The sequence below is a fragment of the Mesorhizobium sp. Cs1299R1N1 genome (assembly GCF_037179655.1).
GTDB lineage: Bacteria > Pseudomonadota > Alphaproteobacteria > Rhizobiales > Rhizobiaceae > Mesorhizobium > Mesorhizobium salmacidum.
On the sequence record NZ_JAPYKR010000010.1, the window covers coordinates 278057 to 298185 of the forward strand.

Annotated in this window: 24 protein-coding genes; 5 read left to right on the forward strand and 19 right to left on the reverse strand. The window is 64.3% G+C overall.

Going from position 1 to position 20129, the window contains the following annotated elements; all coding sequences use genetic code 11:
- Positions 1 to 133: 133 nt before the first annotated feature.
- The 7 genes from O7A70_RS23040 to O7A70_RS23070 all read right to left on the reverse strand — a co-directional run bounded on the left by O7A70_RS23040 (position 134) and on the right by O7A70_RS23070 (position 5369).
- Entirely contained in the window at positions 134 to 763 is a 630-nt protein-coding gene (locus tag O7A70_RS23040) for a YceH family protein (RefSeq protein ID WP_337142477.1), read from the reverse strand.
- Between the two features lie 62 nt (positions 764 to 825).
- Positions 826 to 1605: a succinate dehydrogenase iron-sulfur subunit gene (locus O7A70_RS23045; protein ID WP_027145528.1), complete on the reverse strand. Its 780-nt coding sequence runs from the start codon at positions 1603 to 1605 to the stop codon at positions 826 to 828.
- Positions 1605 to 2039, reverse strand: a complete 435-nt coding sequence (locus O7A70_RS23050) for a DUF3052 family protein (protein WP_337142478.1) — start codon at positions 2037 to 2039, stop codon at positions 1605 to 1607. Before O7A70_RS23050 ends, O7A70_RS23045 begins: the two co-directional genes overlap by 1 nt.
- Before the next feature lie 2 nt (positions 2040 to 2041).
- The gene (gene sdhA, locus O7A70_RS23055) at positions 2042 to 3877 is read right to left on the reverse strand and encodes a succinate dehydrogenase flavoprotein subunit (protein ID WP_337142479.1); all 1836 of its coding nucleotides are present in this window, start codon (positions 3875 to 3877) and stop codon (positions 2042 to 2044) included.
- A 4-nt stretch (positions 3878 to 3881) separates the two neighbouring features.
- Positions 3882 to 4277, reverse strand: coding sequence for a succinate dehydrogenase, hydrophobic membrane anchor protein (gene sdhD / locus O7A70_RS23060; protein WP_337142480.1), 396 nt, complete (start codon positions 4275 to 4277; stop codon positions 3882 to 3884).
- On the reverse strand, positions 4277 to 4693 hold the full coding sequence (gene sdhC, locus O7A70_RS23065; RefSeq protein ID WP_027145532.1) for a succinate dehydrogenase, cytochrome b556 subunit: 417 nt from the start codon (positions 4691 to 4693) through the stop codon (positions 4277 to 4279). The genes sdhD and sdhC overlap by 1 nt, the downstream gene beginning before the upstream one ends.
- A 256-nt stretch (positions 4694 to 4949) precedes the next feature.
- Positions 4950 to 5369, reverse strand: coding sequence for a hypothetical protein (locus O7A70_RS23070; RefSeq protein ID WP_337142481.1), 420 nt, complete (start codon positions 5367 to 5369; stop codon positions 4950 to 4952).
- A 238-nt stretch (positions 5370 to 5607) separates the two neighbouring features.
- Between O7A70_RS23070 and O7A70_RS23075 the strand changes: the two genes are divergently transcribed.
- Positions 5608 to 6012 (forward strand): hypothetical protein, encoded by a 405-nt coding sequence (locus tag O7A70_RS23075; RefSeq protein WP_337142482.1) that lies wholly within the window; start codon positions 5608 to 5610, stop codon positions 6010 to 6012.
- On the opposite strand, the gene O7A70_RS23080 is transcribed toward O7A70_RS23075, so the two are convergent.
- Positions 5996 to 7213 carry a GGDEF domain-containing protein gene (locus O7A70_RS23080; protein WP_337142483.1) on the reverse strand — a complete coding sequence of 406 codons (1218 nt, stop codon included), beginning with the start codon at positions 7211 to 7213 and terminating at the stop codon, positions 5996 to 5998. The genes O7A70_RS23075 and O7A70_RS23080 overlap by 17 nt on opposite strands.
- Before the next feature lie 73 nt (positions 7214 to 7286).
- A complete protein-coding gene (locus tag O7A70_RS23085) occupies positions 7287 to 8483 on the reverse strand; it encodes a GGDEF domain-containing protein (RefSeq protein WP_337142484.1) in 1197 nt (398 codons plus the stop codon).
- A 149-nt stretch (positions 8484 to 8632) separates the two neighbouring features.
- On the opposite strand from O7A70_RS23085, the gene O7A70_RS23090 reads away from it, so the two are divergent.
- Entirely contained in the window at positions 8633 to 8950 is a 318-nt protein-coding gene (locus O7A70_RS23090; RefSeq protein ID WP_027145537.1) for a hypothetical protein, read from the forward strand.
- A gap of 38 nt (positions 8951 to 8988) precedes the next feature.
- Here the strand turns inward: O7A70_RS23090 and leuC are convergent, their stop codons facing one another.
- From leuC to rplS, 8 genes are all read right to left on the reverse strand, one after another.
- The gene (leuC, locus tag O7A70_RS23095) at positions 8989 to 10398 is read right to left on the reverse strand and encodes a 3-isopropylmalate dehydratase large subunit (protein ID WP_027145538.1); all 1410 of its coding nucleotides are present in this window, start codon (positions 10396 to 10398) and stop codon (positions 8989 to 8991) included.
- A 69-nt stretch (positions 10399 to 10467) separates the two neighbouring features.
- Positions 10468 to 10620 (reverse strand): hypothetical protein, encoded by a 153-nt coding sequence (locus tag O7A70_RS23100; RefSeq protein WP_198028824.1) that lies wholly within the window; start codon positions 10618 to 10620, stop codon positions 10468 to 10470.
- A gap of 20 nt (positions 10621 to 10640) precedes the next feature.
- On the reverse strand, positions 10641 to 11276 hold the full coding sequence (locus O7A70_RS23105) for a class I SAM-dependent DNA methyltransferase (RefSeq protein WP_337142485.1): 636 nt from the start codon (positions 11274 to 11276) through the stop codon (positions 10641 to 10643).
- A 52-nt stretch (positions 11277 to 11328) separates the two neighbouring features.
- Entirely contained in the window at positions 11329 to 12138 is an 810-nt protein-coding gene (locus tag O7A70_RS23110; RefSeq protein ID WP_337142486.1) for an amino acid ABC transporter permease, read from the reverse strand.
- A 90-nt stretch (positions 12139 to 12228) separates the two neighbouring features.
- A complete protein-coding gene (locus O7A70_RS23115; RefSeq protein ID WP_337142487.1) occupies positions 12229 to 13026 on the reverse strand; it encodes a transporter substrate-binding domain-containing protein in 798 nt (265 codons plus the stop codon).
- A gap of 195 nt (positions 13027 to 13221) precedes the next feature.
- The gene (locus O7A70_RS23120; RefSeq protein WP_337142488.1) at positions 13222 to 13764 is read right to left on the reverse strand and encodes a MarR family winged helix-turn-helix transcriptional regulator; all 543 of its coding nucleotides are present in this window, start codon (positions 13762 to 13764) and stop codon (positions 13222 to 13224) included.
- The gene (locus O7A70_RS23125; RefSeq protein ID WP_027145543.1) at positions 13761 to 14174 is read right to left on the reverse strand and encodes an organic hydroperoxide resistance protein; all 414 of its coding nucleotides are present in this window, start codon (positions 14172 to 14174) and stop codon (positions 13761 to 13763) included. The genes O7A70_RS23120 and O7A70_RS23125 overlap by 4 nt, the downstream gene beginning before the upstream one ends.
- Positions 14175 to 14329: 155 nt before the next feature.
- A complete protein-coding gene (gene rplS, locus O7A70_RS23130; protein ID WP_027055127.1) occupies positions 14330 to 14875 on the reverse strand; it encodes a 50S ribosomal protein L19 in 546 nt (181 codons plus the stop codon).
- Positions 14876 to 15214: 339 nt separating this feature from the next.
- On the opposite strand from rplS, the gene O7A70_RS23135 reads away from it, so the two are divergent.
- Complete coding sequence (locus O7A70_RS23135) at positions 15215 to 15967, forward strand: sulfite exporter TauE/SafE family protein (protein WP_337142489.1); 753 nt, start codon at positions 15215 to 15217, stop codon at positions 15965 to 15967.
- Here the strand turns inward: O7A70_RS23135 and trmD are convergent.
- Together trmD and rimM are read right to left on the reverse strand one after the other, a co-directional pair.
- Positions 15949 to 16647 (reverse strand): tRNA (guanosine(37)-N1)-methyltransferase TrmD, encoded by a 699-nt coding sequence (trmD, locus tag O7A70_RS23140; protein WP_337142490.1) that lies wholly within the window; start codon positions 16645 to 16647, stop codon positions 15949 to 15951. The two genes, O7A70_RS23135 and trmD, sit on opposite strands and share 19 nt — an antisense overlap.
- Positions 16644 to 17243, reverse strand: coding sequence for a ribosome maturation factor RimM (gene rimM, locus O7A70_RS23145; RefSeq protein ID WP_337133088.1), 600 nt, complete (start codon positions 17241 to 17243; stop codon positions 16644 to 16646). Before rimM ends, trmD begins: the two co-directional genes overlap by 4 nt.
- A gap of 99 nt (positions 17244 to 17342) precedes the next feature.
- On the opposite strand from rimM, the gene O7A70_RS23150 reads away from it, so the two are divergent.
- Positions 17343 to 18281 carry a tyrosine recombinase XerC gene (locus tag O7A70_RS23150; RefSeq protein ID WP_337142491.1) on the forward strand — a complete coding sequence of 313 codons (939 nt, stop codon included), beginning with the start codon at positions 17343 to 17345 and terminating at the stop codon, positions 18279 to 18281.
- Positions 18282 to 18343: 62 nt separating this feature from the next.
- Entirely contained in the window at positions 18344 to 19411 is a 1068-nt protein-coding gene (locus tag O7A70_RS23155; RefSeq protein WP_337142492.1) for a TraB/GumN family protein, read from the forward strand.
- Positions 19412 to 20129 lie beyond the last annotated feature (718 nt).

Here is a 20129-nt window from a genome sequence, read left to right on the forward strand (position 1 = left end):
GCCGGCCCAGGGCCGGCGTTTCTGCATCGGAGATTGGCGAAAGCGGTCGCGCCGTCCAATCTCCCCCCTCGTGGGGGAGATGTCCGGCAGGACAGAGGGGGGCGCTGTCCCGCCGACGTCTCGGATTGGCGCCTCAACCGCCCAGCGCGTCAAGCCGGGCACCAAGGGCTGCGACTTCCTGCTCCAGCGCCTCCAACCGCGCTTCCAGGTCGGAGGCGGGGATAGTCGGCGCACTCCGGTGCGCCGATAGAGCGGCAACATCCACCGGGCCAGCGAGGAGATGCACGTAGCGGTCCTCGCGCTGGCCCGGCCCGCGCGGGATTTCCTGGACCAGCGGCGGTCGGCGGCCGATCAGCATATCGAGTTCTGCACGCAGGTCTTCGATCGACGCAAACCGCGCCATGCGCTCAGCGCGCGCCAGCAGCTCATGCGCCGTCTGCGGTCCGCGCAGCAGGAGCAGGCCGAGCAGCGCGGTTTGCGGCGTGGTCAGCGAGAAGCGCTGCGCCATCTGATGCTCATAACGCTCCACGCGCGAGCCGAACATCTGCCGCACGAGTCCTTTCTGCTCAAGCAGCTTCAGGGCCCGGTGCACCTCTGTCTGTTCCAGGGCCATGACAGGCTCGCGCGCCGTCTTCTGGTTAGCGGCGGCAAGTGCCGCGTTGAGCGTCAGCGGATAGACGTCCGGCGTCAGCTCCTTCTTCTCGATCAGGCAGCCAAGCACACGCGTTTCGACGGGAGAGAGAATGGGAAGGTCATCGCTCATTGAGATCGCTATCCTTTCGAAAGCCGGAGGGACAACGCGAAGGATCGCGGCCTACCGCCGGACTAAACCCTTCTCTCCACCATCATCTTCTTGATCTCGGCGATCGCCTTCGCGGGATTCAGTCCTTTGGGGCAGGTCTGCGCGCAATTCATGATGGTGTGGCAGCGATAGAGCCGGAACGGGTCTTCGAGATTGTCGAGCCGTTCGCCCTTGGCCTCGTCACGGCTGTCGATCAGCCAGCGATAGGCCTGCAGCAGCGTCGCCGGGCCGAGATAACGGTCGCCGTTCCACCAGTAGCTCGGGCACGAGGTGGAGCAGCAGGCGCACAGGATGCACTCGTAAAGCCCGTCGAGCTTCTCGCGGTCCTCATGGCTCTGCAGCCATTCCTTGGCCGGCGTTGGCGACACCGTCTTCAGCCACGGCTCGATCGAGGCGTGCTGGGCGTAGAAATTGGTAAGGTCGGGCACCAGGTCCTTGATCACGGGCATATGCGGCAGCGGATAGACCTTGATCGCACCTGAAACGTCGTCGCAGCCCTTGGTGCAGGCGAGCGTGTTCGAGCCGTCGATGTTCATGGCGCAGGAGCCGCAAATGCCCTCGCGGCAGGAGCGGCGCAAGGTCAGCGTCGGGTCGATCTTGTTCTTGATCCACAGCAGCGCATCGAGCACCATCGGCCCGCAATCGTCCATATCGACGAAATAGGTGTCCATGCGCGGGTTCTCGTCATCGTCCGGCGACCAGCGATAGATGCGATATTCGCGCAGATTGGTGGCACCCTCCGGCTTGGGCCAGGTCTTGCCCTGCTGGATCTTCGAGTTCTTCGGGAGGGTGAGTTCGACCATTACCTCAGGTCCTTTCGGATGACGAGCTTCAGCCCGGACCAGATTTCATTCACGGCGGCGACCTTGACGTCGACAAGGTCGAGCTTGAGCGCTTCAGCGCGGACAACGCCTTCGGTGACATCGGTGTCCATTTTGGAAGCCTTCTTTGGCCAGGAGACCCAGATCATGCCGTCGCGCTTGATCGCCGCTTCGACATCGCCGAGGCGATCCTCGATCTCGGCGCGCTGCCGGGTGAAGGCGTGGACAGCGTCGTATTTCAGGGTTGCGCCCGAAACGTCGGACCATTCGGCCAGTCGGTCGACCTCGGCAAAATCGACGGCCTCAGTGAGGCCCTCGAGTTCGCTTGGCAGCGCGATGAAGGCGGCAATCATGCCATCCTTCAGGCCGAGCTTGGCCGGAAGGGGCGTGCCGGAATATCCCGCCGCCTTCACCATCGTCAGTACACCCTGGCCTTCGGCGCGATCTTGGCGAGACTGATGCCGCCGTCTTTCTCCGCCACCAGCGGCTCGGTGTGCACCGGCCGGTAGGTCAGCGTCACCGCACCGTTCTCGCTGAGATGGGCGAGCGTGTGCTTGCGCCAGTTGGCGTCGTCGCGGGCGGAAAAATCTTCCCGCGCGTGCGCGCCACGGCTCTCCTTGCGCGCCTCGGCGCCATGGACGGTGGTGATGGCGTTGGCCATCAGGTTTTCCAGCTCAAGCGTCTCGACCAGGTCCGAATTCCAGATCATCGAGCGGTCGAACACCTTTATGTCCTTAAGCTCGGTCCAGATTTGCGAAATGCGCTTGCAGCCGTTTTCGAGCGATTCCTGCGTACGGAACACCGCCGCGTCCTCCTGCATCGCCTTCTGCATCTTTTCGCGCAGAACCGCCGTCGGCGTCGAACCGTTGGCATGGCGCAGCCGGTCGAAGCGGTCCATGATCTTGTCGACCGAAGCCTGGTTGGGTGACGGGATCGCCGCCTTGCGGTCGATGACCTGGCCGGCGCGGATCGCCGCGGCGCGGCCGAACACCACCAGATCGATCAGCGAGTTCGAGCCCAGCCGGTTGGCGCCGTGCACGGAAGCGCAGCCCGCCTCGCCGACCGCCATCAAGCCGGGCGAGACCCGGTCGGGGTTTTCGGCGGTCGGATTGAGCACCTCGCCCCAGTAATTGGTCGGCACGCCGCCCATATTGTAATGCACCGTCGGCAGCACCGGGATCGGCTCCTTGGTCAGGTCGACACCGGCGAAGATTTTTGCCGACTCCGAAATGCCCGGAAGCCGTTCGTGCAGAACCGCCGGATCGAGATGATCGAGGTGCAGGAAGATGTGGTCCTTGTTCTTGCCGACGCCGCGGCCTTCGCGGATTTCCAGCGTCATGCAGCGCGAGACGACGTCGCGCGAGGCGAGGTCCTTGGCCGACGGTGCGTAGCGCTCCATGAAGCGCTCGCCCTCGGAGTTGACGAGGTAGCCGCCCTCGCCGCGCGCGCCCTCGGTGATCAGGCAGCCGGCGCCATAAATGCCGGTCGGATGGAACTGCACGAACTCCATGTCCTGCAGGGGAAGCCCGGCCCGTGCGGCCATGCCGCCGCCGTCGCCGGTGCAGGTGTGCGCCGAGGTGGCGGAGAAATAGGCGCGCCCATAACCGCCAGTCGCCAGCACCACCATCTTGGCCGAGAAGCGGTGGATGGTGCCGTCGTCGAGATTCCACGCCACGACGCCGGTGCAGGTGCCGTCCGGCTCCATGATCAGGTCGAGCGCGAAATACTCGATGAAGAACTGCGCGTTGTTCTTCAGTGACTGGCCGTAGAGCGTATGCAGGATGGCGTGGCCGGTGCGGTCTGCCGCGGCGCAGGTGCGCTGCACGGGCGGGCCGTCGCCATAATTCATCATGTGGCCGCCGAACGGCCGCTGGTAGATCTTGCCTTCTTCGGTGCGCGAGAAAGGCACGCCGTAATGTTCGAGCTCGTAGACCGCGGCCGGCGCCTCGCGCACCATGTATTCCATGGCATCGACATCGCCCAGCCAGTCCGACCCCTTGACGGTGTCGTACATGTGCCACTGCCAGGAATCCGGACCCATATTGGAGAGCGAGGCGGCGATGCCGCCTTGCGCGGCGACCGTATGCGAGCGCGTCGGGAACACTTTGGTGATGCAGGCGGTGCGCAGCCCCTGCTCGGCCATGCCGAGCGTGGCGCGCAGGCCCGCGCCCCCGGCGCCGACGATGACCACGTCGAACTTGTGGTCGACAAAGGTGTAGCCTGCCGCGTTGGCTGATTTCGTGTCCTGGGCCAAGACTTCAGCCTCCGAATGCCAGTTTCAGCAGGGCGAAGAGCGAAGCGACGCCGACCGCTATGGTGAAGAATGTGTTGAGGGCGATCAGCGCCAGCCTCATGCCTTCGCCATGCACATAGTCCTCGATGATCACCTGCATGCCGATCCGCATATGATAGAGCGGCGATATGAGCACCAGGGCCATCACCAGCGCCACGAACGGGTTGGCGAGCGCTGCCCGCACCTGCGCATAGCCGGCGCCGTTGAGCGCGATCAGGAATCCGGTGAAAAACAGGATCAGCGGGATGTTGGCGATCGCCGTCAACCGCTGGCGCCAGAAATGCCCGGTGCCTTCGCGGGCCGAGCCGAGGCCGCGCACCTTGGCGAGCGGAGTGCGCATGTCGGTGTTTTTCGCACTCATCACAAAGCTCCCCGGGCCATGTAACCGGCGATCCAGATCAAGAGTGTGAGCAGGACAGAGCCGGCAAGCGTCGCCCAAGCGATCTTCGAGGCCGTGTGTTTTTCAAGTCCGGCGCCGGTATCCCAAATCAGATGGCGGACACCGCCCAGCATGTGATGCATGAGCGCCCAGGTGTAGCCGAACAGGATGAGCCGGCCGAGCCATGTGCCGAACGCCCAGTTCACCCAGTCGAAAGCACCCTGCGAACTTGCCGCCGCCATCAGCCAGACGGCGACCAGCAGCGTGCCGAAATAGAGCGCCCCCCCGGTGATGCGATGGATGATCGACATCGTCATGGTGATCGGCGGCCGGTAGACCGTCAGGTGCGGCGAAAGCGGCCTTTCGCGTCTGGCTTGGGTGGCTGGTGATTTGCTCATGGCTGCCCCAGTTCGGCGTCTCCCGCCTCAGGTGGAAATGCGGCATTGCCGCTTCCGGTTGCGACTTCGGACAGCCGGTTTCTAATGCTCTTTTTGCACCGCGTCAAAGCCAGAAAACCGTTTCGAAAACGTAATTTAGTCTGACTAAAAGGCCGGATGCGGCTTCAATCGATTAGCGGCTGAACACCCGAAGCCAGCTCGATATCGTTGCAGTGCAGCATGTCTGGCCCGAGGCGCTGCCGTGCCGGGATTTGCATCAGCGGGTGCAGGTCTGCGGCGTCGACCCCCTCTTCATCACCAGCGCCTCGCGCCCGTCGATCACGATTGCGTCATGCGTCACCGCCTGGTAGCGGCTGCTCTGGTTTGCGGGAGACGCCGCGAACTCCTCGGTGGCGCCTTCCTGCCCGACCAAGCGCAGCGACGTGCCGAGATTTTGGATGGTGATCATGCCGCCATTGCCGCACCTATAGGTGGCCATGCCCGTGGTGAGGCGTGGCGCGGTGAGGTCCGTGGTGATCTTGGTTGCCGGTGGCGCGGGCTGTTGCTGGGCGGCAGGCGGCACCACGGGTGTAACCGTGCTCGCGGCCTTGGGCGCGCCGTCTTCCGGCACACAGGCACCGGCTGCGAGAAGCAGCGGAATAATGAACGACACCCGAACCGTTCGGCCAAACATCATGTGCTGCCCCCTCATGCCCTGGGGCACGCTAGCCACGCGGCGCGGCAAGATCAAGTTCGCCCGACCGGCCATGTCGACCGGTTGGGGACATCGGCGGCGAACTGCAAAAATTAACCATGTTCATTAAGAAACGGCCATCGAGCCGCTCCTCCTCTTAACAAAGGTTAAGAAAGAGTTAATTTCCGATTCGGATCAGATCGGGGCGCGATCTCTCTCGCGCCGACAAAGGGAGAGCGACATGCATTCCAACTCAGTGCGGGCCAACTCAGTGCGGGTCAAACTGGTCCGGGCCAAACTAGTCCGAACGGGCCTCGCGGTCGCGCTGGCGGCACTTGCCGTTGCGGTGGCCGCGCCGGCCGAGGCCGGCTTGCGCCATCACGACCGCGTCTACGCCGATTCGTTCGGCAATCTCGTCATCGACAGCGCCGCCGGCTACAAGCGCATCATCGTAGGCGAAGGCAAGCTGGCCAAACAACTGTCCGACTACACCAGCGCCGGCCAGCCCAAGGTGATCTACCAGAATGAATCCGACGACATATCGAGCGACGGCGACTGCTATCGCCCGCCGGTGTTCGTCAAGGGCCGCTCCTATATGTACGGCCTTTCCGACGGCGAGATGCCGGAGCTCAGCCCCTGCCGCTGATACGGGCCTGGCCGATTTTTACCACGGCCAGCCCATCGGTTGGCCCGGTGGAGACACGCACGCAGTCGCGCCCGGCATTCTTTGCCAGGTAGAGCGCTTCATCCGCACGCCGCATCAGGTCGGAGAAACCCTCGCCCATGTGAAGCTCGGCAATGCCGAAGCTCGACGTGCAGCGGGTGTCGGGCGGCAACCCGTTGACGGGCGAAGCGCCGAATGCGTGGCGGATGCCTTCCGCGAACAGCCGGGCGGCTGCGAGGTTGGCTCCTGTCAGGATAATAGCGAACTCCTCGCCACCGATGCGGCCAACCACGTGATGACCCTCGGCCGCCTCTCGCAGCAGGCCGGCGAAGGTCTCGATCACCCGATCGCCGGAGGCATGGCCGAAACTGTCGTTGACGCTCTTGAAATGATCGAGATCGGCAATGACCATTGCCACCGGCGCGCCCAGGCGCGTAGCGTCGTGCACGGCCAGTTCCGCATGACGCGTGAAGCCGCCACGGTTGAGCAGGCCCGACAGCGTGTCCACCTCCGACTTCGACGTCACTTCGGCAAGCACATCGCGAACGAGAATGGCCAGCATCAGCAGCGCCAGCGCCAGGGCAAAGACAGTGCCCAGCGACTGCGACACCAGCGCGTAACTGCTTTGCAGATAGGTCTGCGGATTGGCGCCCCAGCCGCCGAGCGCATGCGCGATGAACGGTTTTGAGGCAAACTGCAGGCCGCTGGCGGCAAGCAACGCCATCAAGATCAGATCGAGCCGACCGCGGCCTTGCCTCGACGACCAGACGATGCCGAGGCCGGCGAACTGCATGGCCGCGTACGGAAGCTGGTAGGCCATCATGCGGGTGAGCGACTGGCGCGGCAGATCCTGCACGAAATAGACCGCGATGGTGGTGACGGCCAGAAAGAACAGCATCGGCGTCCATGGCGGCGCCACGCCATATTTGCGGGCAAGTCCGCCATTGAAGGCAATGGTGGCGCCAAGGAAAACGGCAAAGGCGGTAACCACCGGAAGCCGCGCGTCGCTGAAGACGGGAATGCAGAATTCGATCGCCGAATAGGCCATGCCCAGGACATAACCTGACGCCAGCCAGCGCGCCGGCGCGCGGCCGGTATCGTGGAACGAGACAGCCATGAAGGATGCCGCCAGCAGGCCGGCAACCGCCAGGTTGATCAACAGGATGAAGTTGGCGCCGCTCATGATCCTCAAACCCTGCCGACAGCTAAACATCGACGGGCGAAAAAGACGTTAACACCGAGCGCGGATGCGGCGGTCAGCTGGCCCTGAGCGGCTCCGGCACGAACACCGTCTCCGGCCGCTCGTAGGAGAGGCGCACGCTGTCGCGGCCATTTTTCTTGGCCTTGTAAAGCGCCTCGTCGGCCCGGCGCAACAAGGGTTCCAGCGTCTCGTCGCCGCTGCGGGCCGCCACGCCGAAGCTGGCGGTGACCTTCGTGCCGGCGGGAAGCCCGTCGACGCCGCCGGCCGAATAGAGTGTGCGCACCGCCTCGGCGAACAGCCGGGCGGCGGCGAGGTCGGTCAGTGGCAGGAGCACGGCGAATTCCTCGCCGCCTATGCGCCCCGCGGCACCTCGTGCTCCCGCGGCCGAGCGCAGCTTGGCGGCGAAGTCAGCAATCACGCGGTCACCGGCGGCATGCCCGTGCGTATCGTTGAGGGCCTTGAAATGGTCGAGGTCGGCCAGCACCAGCGCCACCGGGAATTTGGCCATGGCGCAATGCTGCAGCAGCATGGCGGCGCGCTCCTCGAAACCTCGGCGGTTGAGCAGCCCTGAAAGCGGGTCGGTATGGGTTTCCGTCTTCAGCGCCTTCATCACGTCGAGCGCGGCCGCGGTGAAGAGGCAAAGCGCGATCAGCAGCGACAGCAGTGCGTGCGACAACAACGCCGTCGTCCAGTAGGACGAGCCGTAGAAGCCGTCATAGCTGGCGAAGGGCCCGTGCGCGATGACCACCACCAGGGTGCGCACGAAGAAATTGACGCTGGACAGCAGCGACAGCACGAACAGGATCTTTTCCGTCGGGCCATTGTTGCGCACCGGGCGCAATTCGGCGGCGACGAGCAGGCTGACGCCGCCGAAACCGAAATTCATCGCCAGGATGCGCCAGGTGAGATCCGGGGTGACGAAGAGAAACCACGCGAACGCCGCAAGGCCGCCGCCCGCCAGCACGGCGATTCCCACACCGGGCACCTTCCTGCCGTAGCGGGCGATGATGGCGCCGGACAGGCAGCAGGCGGCGATGGTGAAGCAGATGTTCGACACCAGCTTGGTCAGCACCATGCCGATCGGCAAGGTGAAATACTGGAACAGGAAGCCGGGCGCCGAGACGCAGTAGCTGAGCGCCAGCACCGCCAGATAGGGGCGATGGCGCTGGTAGAACCACAGCACGAGAAACGCCGCGCCGAGCGCCAGCGCGATCGTCGGATTGAGCAACGCTATGAACAGGCCAGTGTCCAAAGGACTGTGACTTCCCTTCGCTTGACGTCACGGAAGACCTTAGGGGGCAAGCCCAAACAAGCCGTTAAGCCAGGGTGTTGGCGCGATATGTCGGCGGGGAACCCGGTGCGGTCGGCAGCGTTCCTGAATTCACAATCCAGGAGCAGGCCATGGCCGACACGATCACATTGACCGACCACGATGCAATCCGTTCATGGGCTGCCGGGCGTGCCGGCTTTCCGGCAATCGTCGACATATCGCCCGAGGCTGGGACGCAGCCCATGCTGAGGCTGGTCTTCGGCCAGAACGCCTATCAGGACCAGGACCAGCCGGAACGGCCCGTCAATGCCGGCGGCTATGAGCTTGTCGAATGGGACGAGTGGTTCAAGCTCTTCGAAGAGCAGCAGCTGGCGCTCGTGGTCGCGGCGGACGAACCTGGTCGCCGCGAGGAATTCCACGAGCTCATCCGGCGTGACGGCAAGGCCTGACCCGGGCCGCGCAAGGCTCGGGTCAAAGCCTAACCTGCTTATTTCCAGTCGCGAATGTCGACGAAGTGGCCGGCGATCGCCGCCGCCGCCGCCATAGCCGGCGACACCAGATGGGTGCGGCCCTTGAAGCCTTGCCGGCCCTCGAAATTGCGGTTCGAGGTCGAGGCGCAGCGTTCATGCGGCTTCAGCCGGTCGTCGTTCATGGCCAGGCACATGGAGCAGCCCGGCTCGCGCCAGTCGAAACCGGCGGCAAGGAAGATCTTGTCCAGCCCCTCGGCTTCCGCCTGCTCCTTCACCAGGCCGGAGCCCGGCACGATCATGGCATCGACATGCGGGCTGACCGTCTTGCCTTCGACCACCTTGGCGACGGCGCGCAGATCCTCGATGCGGCCATTGGTGCAGGAGCCGATGAAGACGCGGTCGAGCGTGATGTCGGTGATCTTCGTCCCCGGCGTCAGGCCCATATAGTCGAGCGCGCGCAGCTTGGAGGTGCGCTTGTTCTCGTCGGTGATGTCTTCCGGGTTGGGCACGATGCCTTGCACGGAGACGACGTCCTCGGGCGAAGAGCCCCAGGAGACGATCGGCGGCAGTTTCGCCGCGTCGAGCACGATCACCTTGTCGAAATGCGCGCCTTCGTCGGTCCGCAGCGTCTTCCAGTATTCGAGCGCCGCGTCCCAGGCAGCGCCCTTGGGCGCGCGCGGCTTGTCCTTGACATAGGCGAAGGTGGTCTCGTCCGCCGCGATCAGGCCGGCGCGCGCGCCGCCTTCGATCGACATGTTGCAGATCGTCATGCGGCCTTCCATCGACAGCGCACGGATCGCCTCGCCGGCATATTCGATGACATAGCCGGTGCCGCCGGCGGTGCCGATCTCGCCGATGATGGCGAGAATGATGTCCTTGGCGGTGACGCCTTCCGGCAGCACGCCGTCGACGCGGACCAGCATGTTCTTGGCCTTGCGCTGGATCAGCGTCTGCGTCGCCAGCACATGCTCGACTTCGGACGTGCCGATGCCATGCGCCAGCGCGCCGAAAGCACCATGGGTGGAAGTGTGGCTGTCGCCGCAGACGATAGTCATGCCCGGCAGCGTAAAGCCCTGCTCAGGTCCGATGATGTGGACGATGCCCTGGCGGATATCGTTCTCGGAATAATACTCGACGCCGAAATCCCTGGCGTTCTTGGCCAGCGCCTCGACCTGGATGCGGCTTTCCTCGTTCTTGATGCCGAACTTGCGCTCGGGCGAGGTCGAGACATTGTGATCGACAACGGCCAGCGTCTTTTCCGGGTGACGGACTTTTCTGCCGCTCATGCGCAGCCCTTCGAAGGCCTGCGGGCTGGTCACCTCATGGACGAGGTGGCGGTCGATATAGAGCAGGCAGGTGCCGTCGTCCTGGCGGTCGACGACATGGTCGTCGAAAATCTTGTCGTAGAGGGTGCGCGGTGCGCTCATGTGCGTAAATCCGTCGATATGAGAATGGGAAAGAACTGATGCCGCAAGCCTGCGGCCGGCCGTCAGGGATCAGCGAAGTCGGCTGGTTAGGGCGCCGGACACGCGCGCGGAGAAGCGCGACGGCAGGCGTTTTCTGTCCTGCAGCACGAATCCCTTGTAGGCCGGATCGCCAAAAAGCTCTTCCATGGCCGGGTAGATAGCAATGTTTTGGGTTTTCGGCAATTGCGGCGTGCCGCCAGCGCTCAGATCACCTCGAACACAAAGGTCCTCACCAGCGCGTCCGGCTCGGCGATCGCATAGCAGCGAAACCACGGGCTTGCCTCAACCGCCCGCCACTTTCCTCCCTGCTCCAATTCATCGAACACCGCCTGGAACCCGCCGCTCTCGAAAACCTGGTCGCGCACGGTGAAGATGGCGTGGCCGCCCTTCTTCGTGATGCGCACCAGCTCGTGCAGGCCAGACGCCGGCGCGTGGCTGATGGTGAACACACCGGTGGAGAAGAAGGCGCGGAAATGGCCGTCCGGCCACGGCAGCGGGCCGCCAAGCATCGCCTGCCTCAGCTCGCTGTAGGCATTGCGGCTGCCGGCTATCTTGAGCATGTCGTCCGAGAGATCCAGCCCGGCAATGTCGGTGTAACCGAGCGCTTTCAAGGAAGGTCCCGACAGGCCGGTGCCGCAGCCGGCGTCGAGCAGCGGCCCCTCGCCCGCCGGCACGTGGCGCGCCACCCAGGCGGTGATCAGGAACGGCAGGAGGTAACCGAGCGAGGCGGTTTCGCTGTCATAGGTCGCGGCCCATGCGGCATAGGCTTGCGCCAGCGTTTCGGGCGTATCGGCCGTGTAGACCGAATCCAGCGCCGCATTGGCCTTGTCGATGTTCATGGGCACGCTCCTCCGGTGAGCACCCGAGCCTAACGCTGTCCTGGCCGAAAAACTATTCCTCGTGCTGGCGGCGCAAACGCCGTTCCAGCGCCCTGAGCGACAGCGACAGGCCGACGGTGAGGATGAGATAGATATAGGCTGTTATCGAATAGGTCTCGAAGAAGCGGAATGAGCCGGCGGCGTAGACCTTGCCCATCTGCGTGATGTCGGCGACGCCAAGCACCGAGACCAGCGAGGAATCCTTGACCAGGGCGACGAAATCATTGCCGAGCGGCGGCAGGATGGTGCGGATCGCTTGCGGGAACACGACCAGCCGGAAGCGCTGCGCGCGGCTCAGCCCCAAGGCCTTCGCCGCCTCGATCTGGCCTTTCTCGACCGACTGGATGCCGGCCCGGAAAACCTCCGAGATGAAGGCCGAATAGCCGATGGTCAGCGCCATGATGGCGCGCCACAGCAACGACAGGTCGCGCACCAGCAGCTCGCCGAGAATGCCGGCGCTCTGCAACGGCGCGGTCAGCGCGTTCCAGGCCGCGACGAAGGCCGGCGCGCCGGCAAACGCGATCCAGAACAGCAGCACCAGGATCGGCACGCCACGGATGATCTCGACATAGAAGCGCGCGATCTGCCGCAGCCAGGTCGAGCCCGACAGGCCCATGAGCGCAATGCCGAGGCCGATGATCGACGCCATGGCGAAAGCGACCACGGTGACGAAGACGGTGATGCCGATGCCCTTTGCGACAGTGGCGAAGACCTGCGCGTAGAGATCGCTGGCCGCGATGGCGAGGGCGGCGGCCAACGCAAGGACGCCGGCAACGGCGAGCCACCAGGGAAAGTCGGGTTTGGAGATGGAGGGGGCTGCCATCAGGTGGCGTAAGAACTGAGAGAGGGACGCGGGCGCAGCCTCAGCGCAACTCCCTGCCCCTCAGACGACTCCTTCAACAACAAGATTGGCTCACTGCCCCATCTTGTAATCAAGGAACCATTTCTTGTTGAGCGCATCGAGCGTTCCATCCGCCTTGAGCGCCGCGATCGCCGCGTTGACCGGCTTCACCAGGTCCGAGCCCTTGGGGAAGATGAAGCCGAAATCCTCGGTGCCGAGCGGGCCGCCGATCAGCTTCAGCTTGCCCTCCGAAGCATCGACATAGCCCTTGCCCGCGGTGCCGTCGGTCAGCACGACATCGACATCGCCGGATTTCAGCGCCTGCACCGTGGCGCCAAATGTTTCGAACAGTTTGATGCGTAGGTTCTGCTCATTGCCGTCCAGCACGCTGTAGACGGCGGTATAGAATGGCGTGGTGCCCGCCTGCGCGCCGATCAGTCCGTCCTTGAAGGCGCCGAAAGTCTTGGCGTCGGTGAAGCGGCTTTCATCGCCGCGCACCAGCATGAACTGTTCCGAGCGCATATAGGGGTCGGAGAAATCCACCTTCTGCTTGCGGTCGTCCTTGATGGTGATCCCGGTCATGCCGATGTTGTACTGGTTATCCGAAACCGCCTGGATCATCGCGTCCCAGGAGGTGTTCTGGTACTCGACCTTGAAATTGAGCCGCTTGGCGATCTCGTTCATCGCGTCATATTCCCAGCCGATCTGTTTGCCGGTCTTGGCATCGATGAATTGCAGCGGCGGATAGGCATTCTCCGTCACCACCACCACCTTTTTGCCGCCGAGATCGGGCAGCGCCTGCGCGAAGGCGGCAACGGGCGCCAGGACTAGAGCCAGCAGGCCGGCCAGCAGCAATTTTGATTTGGTCATGACAACACTCCCCGGAAATTGAAAGCGCCCGGATATCGACCGGGCTTGCAGGAAAATCCGGCGCCGACTTTAGCTTTCCGCAAGCGCCATGCAAGACGGTCCGCTGCGTCGGGATAGCCGAAAACGGATTTGGATGCCTTCAATCCGGAGATTCCGGAACGATCCTGCCACGGCAATGGACGGCTGCGTTGACGGCTAGGATTTTCCCGTGTCGGGGACCGACGCTTCCACGTCCGTCGACCGGTCGTCGGCCACAGCGCTACGCAGGCCCGCGACAAGATGGGTGAGTGTGCCGTGCAGGGCCTTCGCTTCGCCTGGTCCGAGCGGGACGCTGCAGGCAAGTGCGGCTGCGACATCCTTCATGCGGGCGCGCAGGGCCTGGCCCTTGGCTGTCGGCTCGACCAGCACCCGGCGCTCGTCCGCGGCATCGCGCCGGCGGGTGACCAGGCCGCCCGCCTCCATTCGCTTGAGCAGCGGCGTCAGCGTCGCTGAATCCAGGCCCAGCGCTTCGCCAAGGTCGCCCACCGTGCTCGGCGCGCGTTCCCACAGCGCCAGCATCGCCAGATATTGCGGATAGGTCAGGCCGAGCGGATCGAGCAACGGCCGGTAAAGTTTGGTCATCAGTCCGCTCGCCGAATAGAGCGCGAAGCAGAGCTGCTGATCGAGCCGTGGCACCGGGATCGCCCCGGCGGCCTCCGCCGGGGCCTCGCTGTCTTTCGTTTCGACCTTTGTCGTCATGCCGCCTTTACCGAAAGCGCCACCTCGACATTGCCCTTGATGGCGTTCGAATAGGGGCAAACCTGATGCGCCGCCGATACAAGCGCTTCCGCCGCCGCCTGATCAAGGCCTTTTGTCTCCACTGCCAACGCGACGCCGAGCCTGAAGCCCTCGCCGTTGGGAAGCAGGCTGACGGTCGAGGTTATCGCGGCATCCTCGAGCGGCAGCTTCTGCTTGCGCGCGACGAAGCGGACGGCGCTTTCGAAGCAGGCGGCATAGCCGATGGCGAAAAGCTGTTCGGGATTGGTGGCGCCGCCCGGCCCGCCGAGTTCCCTGGGCATCGCCAGGTCGACCTTGAGCAGGCCGTCGCTGGTCTCGCCATGGCCTGCCCGACCGCCGGTCACGTGAGCCTGTGTGGTGTAGAGTGCCATATCGTAGTCTCCAATCATATTGTGCACGATTATTTAGTACACTATGCAATTGGGCGTCAACCACCGTTCCGTATTCCCGGAACTGAAAGCGTTCACAGTCTGGTGAAACGAAAAAAGGCGGCCGAAGCCGCCTTTTCAAAATCCTTCGTCGAACCTTATTCGGCGGGGGTCGCTTCAGCGGCCTTGGCTGCTTCGGCCTCGGCGGCCGCCTTCTTCTCGGCGGCTTCCTTGGCTGCCGTCTCGGCGGCCAGCGCCTGGGCAGCAGCGACCTTCTCGGCCTCGATGCGGGCCTTCTCGGCGTTCAGCGCGTCGCGCTCCTCATCGTTGAGCTTGCGGGCGCGCACGCCGGTGTTTTCCGAGATACGAGCCGACTTGCCGCGACGATCGCGCAGGTAATAGAGCTTGGCGCGGCGCACCTTGCCGCGGCGCACGATCTCGACGCCTTCGACCATCGGCGAGTAGACTGGGAACACGCGCTCGACGCCTTCGCCGTAGGAGATCTTGCGGACGGTGAAATTTTCCTGGAAGCCGGAACCGGCGCGGGCGATGACGACGCCCTCATAGGCCTGGACGCGGGTGCGGGTGCCTTCGGTCACACGGACCTGGACGCGCACGGTGTCGCCGGGCTGGAATTCGGGAAGCTTGCGCTTGGCTTCGATCTTGGCGGCCTGTTCGGCCTCGAGCTGACGGATGAGATCCATCTAAAAATCCACTTCTTGTTCTTCCGACAGTCAGAGCGCCCTACTCTCGCCTTGCAGTTCCATTCGACCGCTCGGCTATGTCCTTTGTCTCCAAGACATTTGTCTTCAAAACATCGGGCAGGGGCGACTACACCGTCATTGTTGACGGGTCCGGCAGATTGTTCTTGCCGGTACGGGCGGGCACATACAGCTATTTCGGCGCTTTGTCACGCCTTGGCCACGCATTTTTTACCGGCATGGCTCCAGGCATGGCACCATCTTAATCCTGCCGTGCCGGGTTGCGCGGGTCCGGCAAGCTCCCTAAGGCAGAAATAGCACACACCCTTACGGCGGCCCTCCATGTCTGTCTTCGACGCCATCCTGCTCTTCCTGGCGGGCTTTCTGTCAGGCGCCGCCAACGCGGTCGCCGGCGGCGGCACCTTCATCACCTTCGGCGCCATGACATTGGTCGGCGTGCCGCCGATCCTCGCCAACGCCACCTCCTCGGTGACGCAATTTCCCGGCTACATCACCTCGACGCTCGCTTATTGGGACGACATCAGGCACTTCTGGCGCGGCGCGCTGCTGCTCTGCCTGATCTCGGCCGGCGGCGCGCTGGCCGGCGCGCTGATCCTGCTGGCGCTCGACAATCCATCCTTTCGCGCCCTGGTGCCGTGGCTGCTTTTGGGCGCGACGGCGCTGTTTGCCGCCGGACCCTGGCTGAAGCCGGCGCCGAAACCTGGACATGAAGCGGCCGTGGGTTCTCTCGCCGGTTCGCTGGCGCAATTCGTCACCGCCATCTATGGCGGCTTCTTCGGCGCCGGCATGGGCGTGATGATGCTGGCCACCCTCGGCCTGACCCAGGCCGGCGACTACCACCGGCTGAACGCTCTGAAGAACATGCTGGCGGTGGTCATCGCCGCTGTCGCCATCGTCGTCTTCGTCTCGGGCGGCGTCGTCGCCTGGCCGCAGGCGATCATCATGATCCCGGCCGGCGCGCTGGGCGGCTATGCCGGCGTCTGGATCGCCAAGCGCGTGCCGCAGAACGTGGTGCGCGGCTTCGTCGTCGCCGTCGGCCTGTTTCTCGCCTTCTACTATTTCACCAAAGGCTGAGCGCCCAGAAGATCGGGCCGCCTCTCCTTCGTCAGCCGCTCTGACTGGTCACGCCGCCAGGCGGCGATCTTCTTGTGATTACCCGAAATCAGCACTTCGGGAATCTCCCGGCCCTCGAATTCCTGCGGCCTGGTATAATGCGGATGTTCGAGCAGGCCGTTCTCGAAACTCTCTTCCTCGCCGGACACGGCATTGCCCATCACGCCGGGCAACAGCCGCACGACGGCGTCGAGCAGCACGAGTGCCGCCGGCTCGCCACCCGACAGGATGAAATCGCCGATCGAGACTTCCTCCAGGCCGCGCGCGTCGATCACCCGCTGGTCGACACCTTCGAAGCGGCCGCACAGGATGACGGCGCCCGGCCCGGCGGCGAGCTCGCGCACGCGCGCCTGCGTCAGGGGTTTGCCGCGCGGGCTCATTAACAGCCGCGGCCGCAAATCACCGGGAGGCGAAGCATGGTCGACCGCCCTGGCCAGCACATCGGCGCGCATCACCATGCCGGCGCCGCCGCCGGCCGGCGTGTCGTCGACGGTGCGGTGCTTGTCGATGGCGAAATCGCGGATCTGGATCGCATCAAGCGACCATGTGCCGGCCTCCAGCGCCCGTCCGGCCAGCGACACGCCGAGGGCGCCCGGAAACATCTCGGGATAGAGCGTCAGCACCGACGCGGCAAAACTCACCGGTTGCCCCCGGCGTCGCGCGGTCCGCGCGGCCTGCCCTTGGGGTCGAAATCGTCCTCGCGCGGCGCCTCGCCATCCTCGTCCTCGACCAGACCGGCCGCCACCGGGTCGACGCGGACAAAACCCTCGGCGATCGACACGGCAGGCACGGCGGCCTGCGTGAACGGGATAAGCACACCCTTGCGCCCGGCGAGCGTCACATCGAGGATGTCGCCGCCGCCGAAATTGTGCACCGCGACGACCTTGCCGATGGCAGCACCGGTATCATCCCGGATTTCCAGCCCGATCAGGTCGGCATGGTAGAATTCGTCTTCCTCGCCGTCGTCGGGCAACATCGAGCGGTCGACGAACAGCTCCGTACCGGCAAGCGCTTCGGCCGCGTTGCGGTCGTTGACGCCCTTGAACCGCACCACGACAACGGTGTTGGCAGGCCTTATGTCGGTGATCTGGAAGGCACGGCCGTCCCTAGCGTAGAGCGGCCCGTAGTCGGCCAGCGCCATTGGATCGCCGGTGAAGGTTTTCACCCTGAGCTCGCCCTTGATGCCGTGCGCGGCTCCGATCACGGCCATCTGGACGGGGTTTTGGGGTTTGCTCATGGGCGAAAAATCCTTTGCCCCTGCTCTAGCGCCGCCTCGCCGTCATTTCAATGACGGCCTCTTCACCGCTTCCTAACCCGAATACCCGAAAATGCCGCCATGCAGGAATTCCTCATACCGGCAAAACCCGATCTCCAGGCGGCGCGTGAAAGCTGGCTGAAGATGCTGGCGCGCGAACGCCGGCTGTCGCCGCAAACCGTCGAGGCGTATGAGCGTGATTCACGCCAGTTCCTGCACTTCCTTACCGGCCATATCGGCGGACCGCCCGGCATTTCCGATATCGCCGACCTGCGCCCCGCCGATCTGCGCGGCTTCCTCGCCGCTCGCCGCAATGCCGGTGCCGGCGCACGCACGCTTGGCCGTGGATTGGCCGGCATCCGTTCGCTGCTGCGGTTCCTCGAACGACGAGGCCTGGCCAATGCGGCTGGTGCGGCTGCCTTGCGCGCGCCGCGCCAGCCCAAATCGCTGCCCAAGCCGCTGACGGCGAGCGATGCCAGGCACGTGGTCTCCGTCGAGGGTCAGCTGGCCGAAGAACCCTGGATCGCTGCCCGCAACGCCGCCGTGCTGACGCTGCTCTACGGCTCGGGCCTGCGCATTTCGGAAGCGCTTGGGCTGGCCGGGGCCGATCTGGCATCGGAGGCCGACACCGTGCTGCGCGTCACCGGCAAGGGCGGCAAGACGCGGCTGGTGCCGGTGTTGCCGGTGGCGCTCAGGGCGATCGCCGAATATCGCAGGCTCTGTCCCTATCATCTCGATCCGAAGGGCTTGCTGTTTCGCGGCGCGCGCGGCGGCCCGCTCAACCCGGCCATCATCCAGCGCGACATGGCGAAACTTCGCGCGGCGCTCAACCTGCCCGACACCGCGACGCCACATGCCTTGCGCCATTCCTTCGCCACCCATCTGCTCGGCCGTGGCGGCGATCTGCGCACCATCCAGGAACTCCTGGGCCACGCCAGCCTGTCGACGACGCAGATCTACACCGGTGTCGACACCGCAAGACTGCTGGAAATCTACGAATCGGCCCACCCCAGGGCCTGAACCCTTCAATTTTGCAGTCCCGATTAACGGTTTTGCCGCTTTTCGGTCCTAGGAATGGGATCATGAAACGCGTCATCGCCATCGCCGACCGTGCAGCTTCCGTCTCGCTGAAACTGCTTGTCGCGCTCAACGTGCTGTTTTTCCTGTCCTTCCTTGCCGTGCTGCTGTTCGCCGCCGGCAGGGCGCACGCGGAAGTCCCGACCTGTACCGGCGCCGACATGCTGTCGGCCTTGCAGAAGGGTAGCCCCGCCACCTACGACAAGATCGAGGCCGAGGCGGCTGCCACGCTCAATGGCAAGGGTCTGCTGTGGAAGCTGGAAAAATCAGGTGAACAGCCATCCTACCTGTTCGGCACCATGCACATGACCGATCCGCGCGTGACCACGCTGCCGGCCTATGTGCAGAAGGCCTTTGACGCCGCCGGCACCCTCATTATCGAGACCACCGACGTGCTCGACAAGCAGAAGATGATGGCGGCGATGCTGAAGGAGCCGGACCTGATGATGTTCACCGACTCCACGACGCTGTCGTCATTGCTGTCGCCGGACGAAGCGGCGGCCATGAACGCCGCGCTCGACGCGCGCGGCATCCCGCCGGCAACGGTCGCCAAGATGAAGCCATGGATGCTGTCGGCCATGATGGCGCTTCCAGCCTGCGAACTCGCCCGCCAGGCCGGCGGAGCGCCGGTGCTCGACGTCAAGCTGGCGGAGAGCGCCAAGGCGGCCGGCAAGCCGGTGGAAGGATTGGAAACGGCCGAGAGCCAGCTGCGCGCCATGGCCTCGCTGCCGCTCGCCTTCCACATGAAGGGTCTGGTCGACACGCTGAAGCTGGGCGACAAGGTCAACGACATCAACGAGACCATGATCGTGCTCTACCAGCGAGGCGACACCGGCATGTTCTGGCCGCTGTTCCGCGCCGCCATGCCCGACGAGCAGGACGATCCCGCGGGCTATGCCGCCTTCGAGGAGACCATGATCACCAGCCGCAACGAGGTGATGGTCGATCATGCCGGGCCGATCCTGGCCAAGGGCAACGCCTTCATGGCGGTCGGCGCGCTGCATCTTCCCGGTCCAGAGGGACTGGTCGAGGATTTCCGCAAAGCCGGCTATACTGTCACCGCCGTCAATTGAGTCGGATGGCAGCGGAGGCCCGCAAACGCCGCGTTTCCGGCGTTTTCCTCCGCTAGCGTGAAACCCAATCAACGGTTGCGCGTTGATGGAAGTTGATTGACCATTTTCATTTTCCCGGAGGACACGTTTATGGCGAACACCCCAAACCCAAACGATCCGTACAATTCGTCCACCAATGCCCCTCGGCCGAGCGGCGGTGGCGGCAGCCCTTGGCTGATTGCGCTGGTCGTCGTTATTCTGGCGATAGTCGCGTATTACGTTTTCGGAAGAAGTGGCCAGCACCCGGCACCCGCCGAGCCGCCAGCGGCCAGCACACCAGCCCCGGCGCCCGCGCCGGCTGAACCGATGAAGCCCGCCGAACCGGCCAAGCCAGCCGAACCGGCTCCCGCGCCTGCCCCAGCGCCCGCTCCGGCACCAGCTCCCGCGCCTGCCCCAGCGCCTGCGCCGGCCCAGTAAGCGGCTCGATATCAAAGACGAACGGCCCGCTGAAAGGCGGGCCGTTTTGTTTTGGAGCACAGGGTGTTTTGAGATTCAGGTCAGGCCGAGCAGAGAATGGCTGATACCGAGAACCGGAACGGAGCGTACTTTATACGTGTTGGGGTGGACGGCCCCCGACGGCATCGCAATGTGCCAGAATGAGGTCGTTGCAGATCTCAACAAGGGAGACCGTCCGTGGATAAACTTATTCGCATTGGCATGGATACGTCAAAGAGCGTTT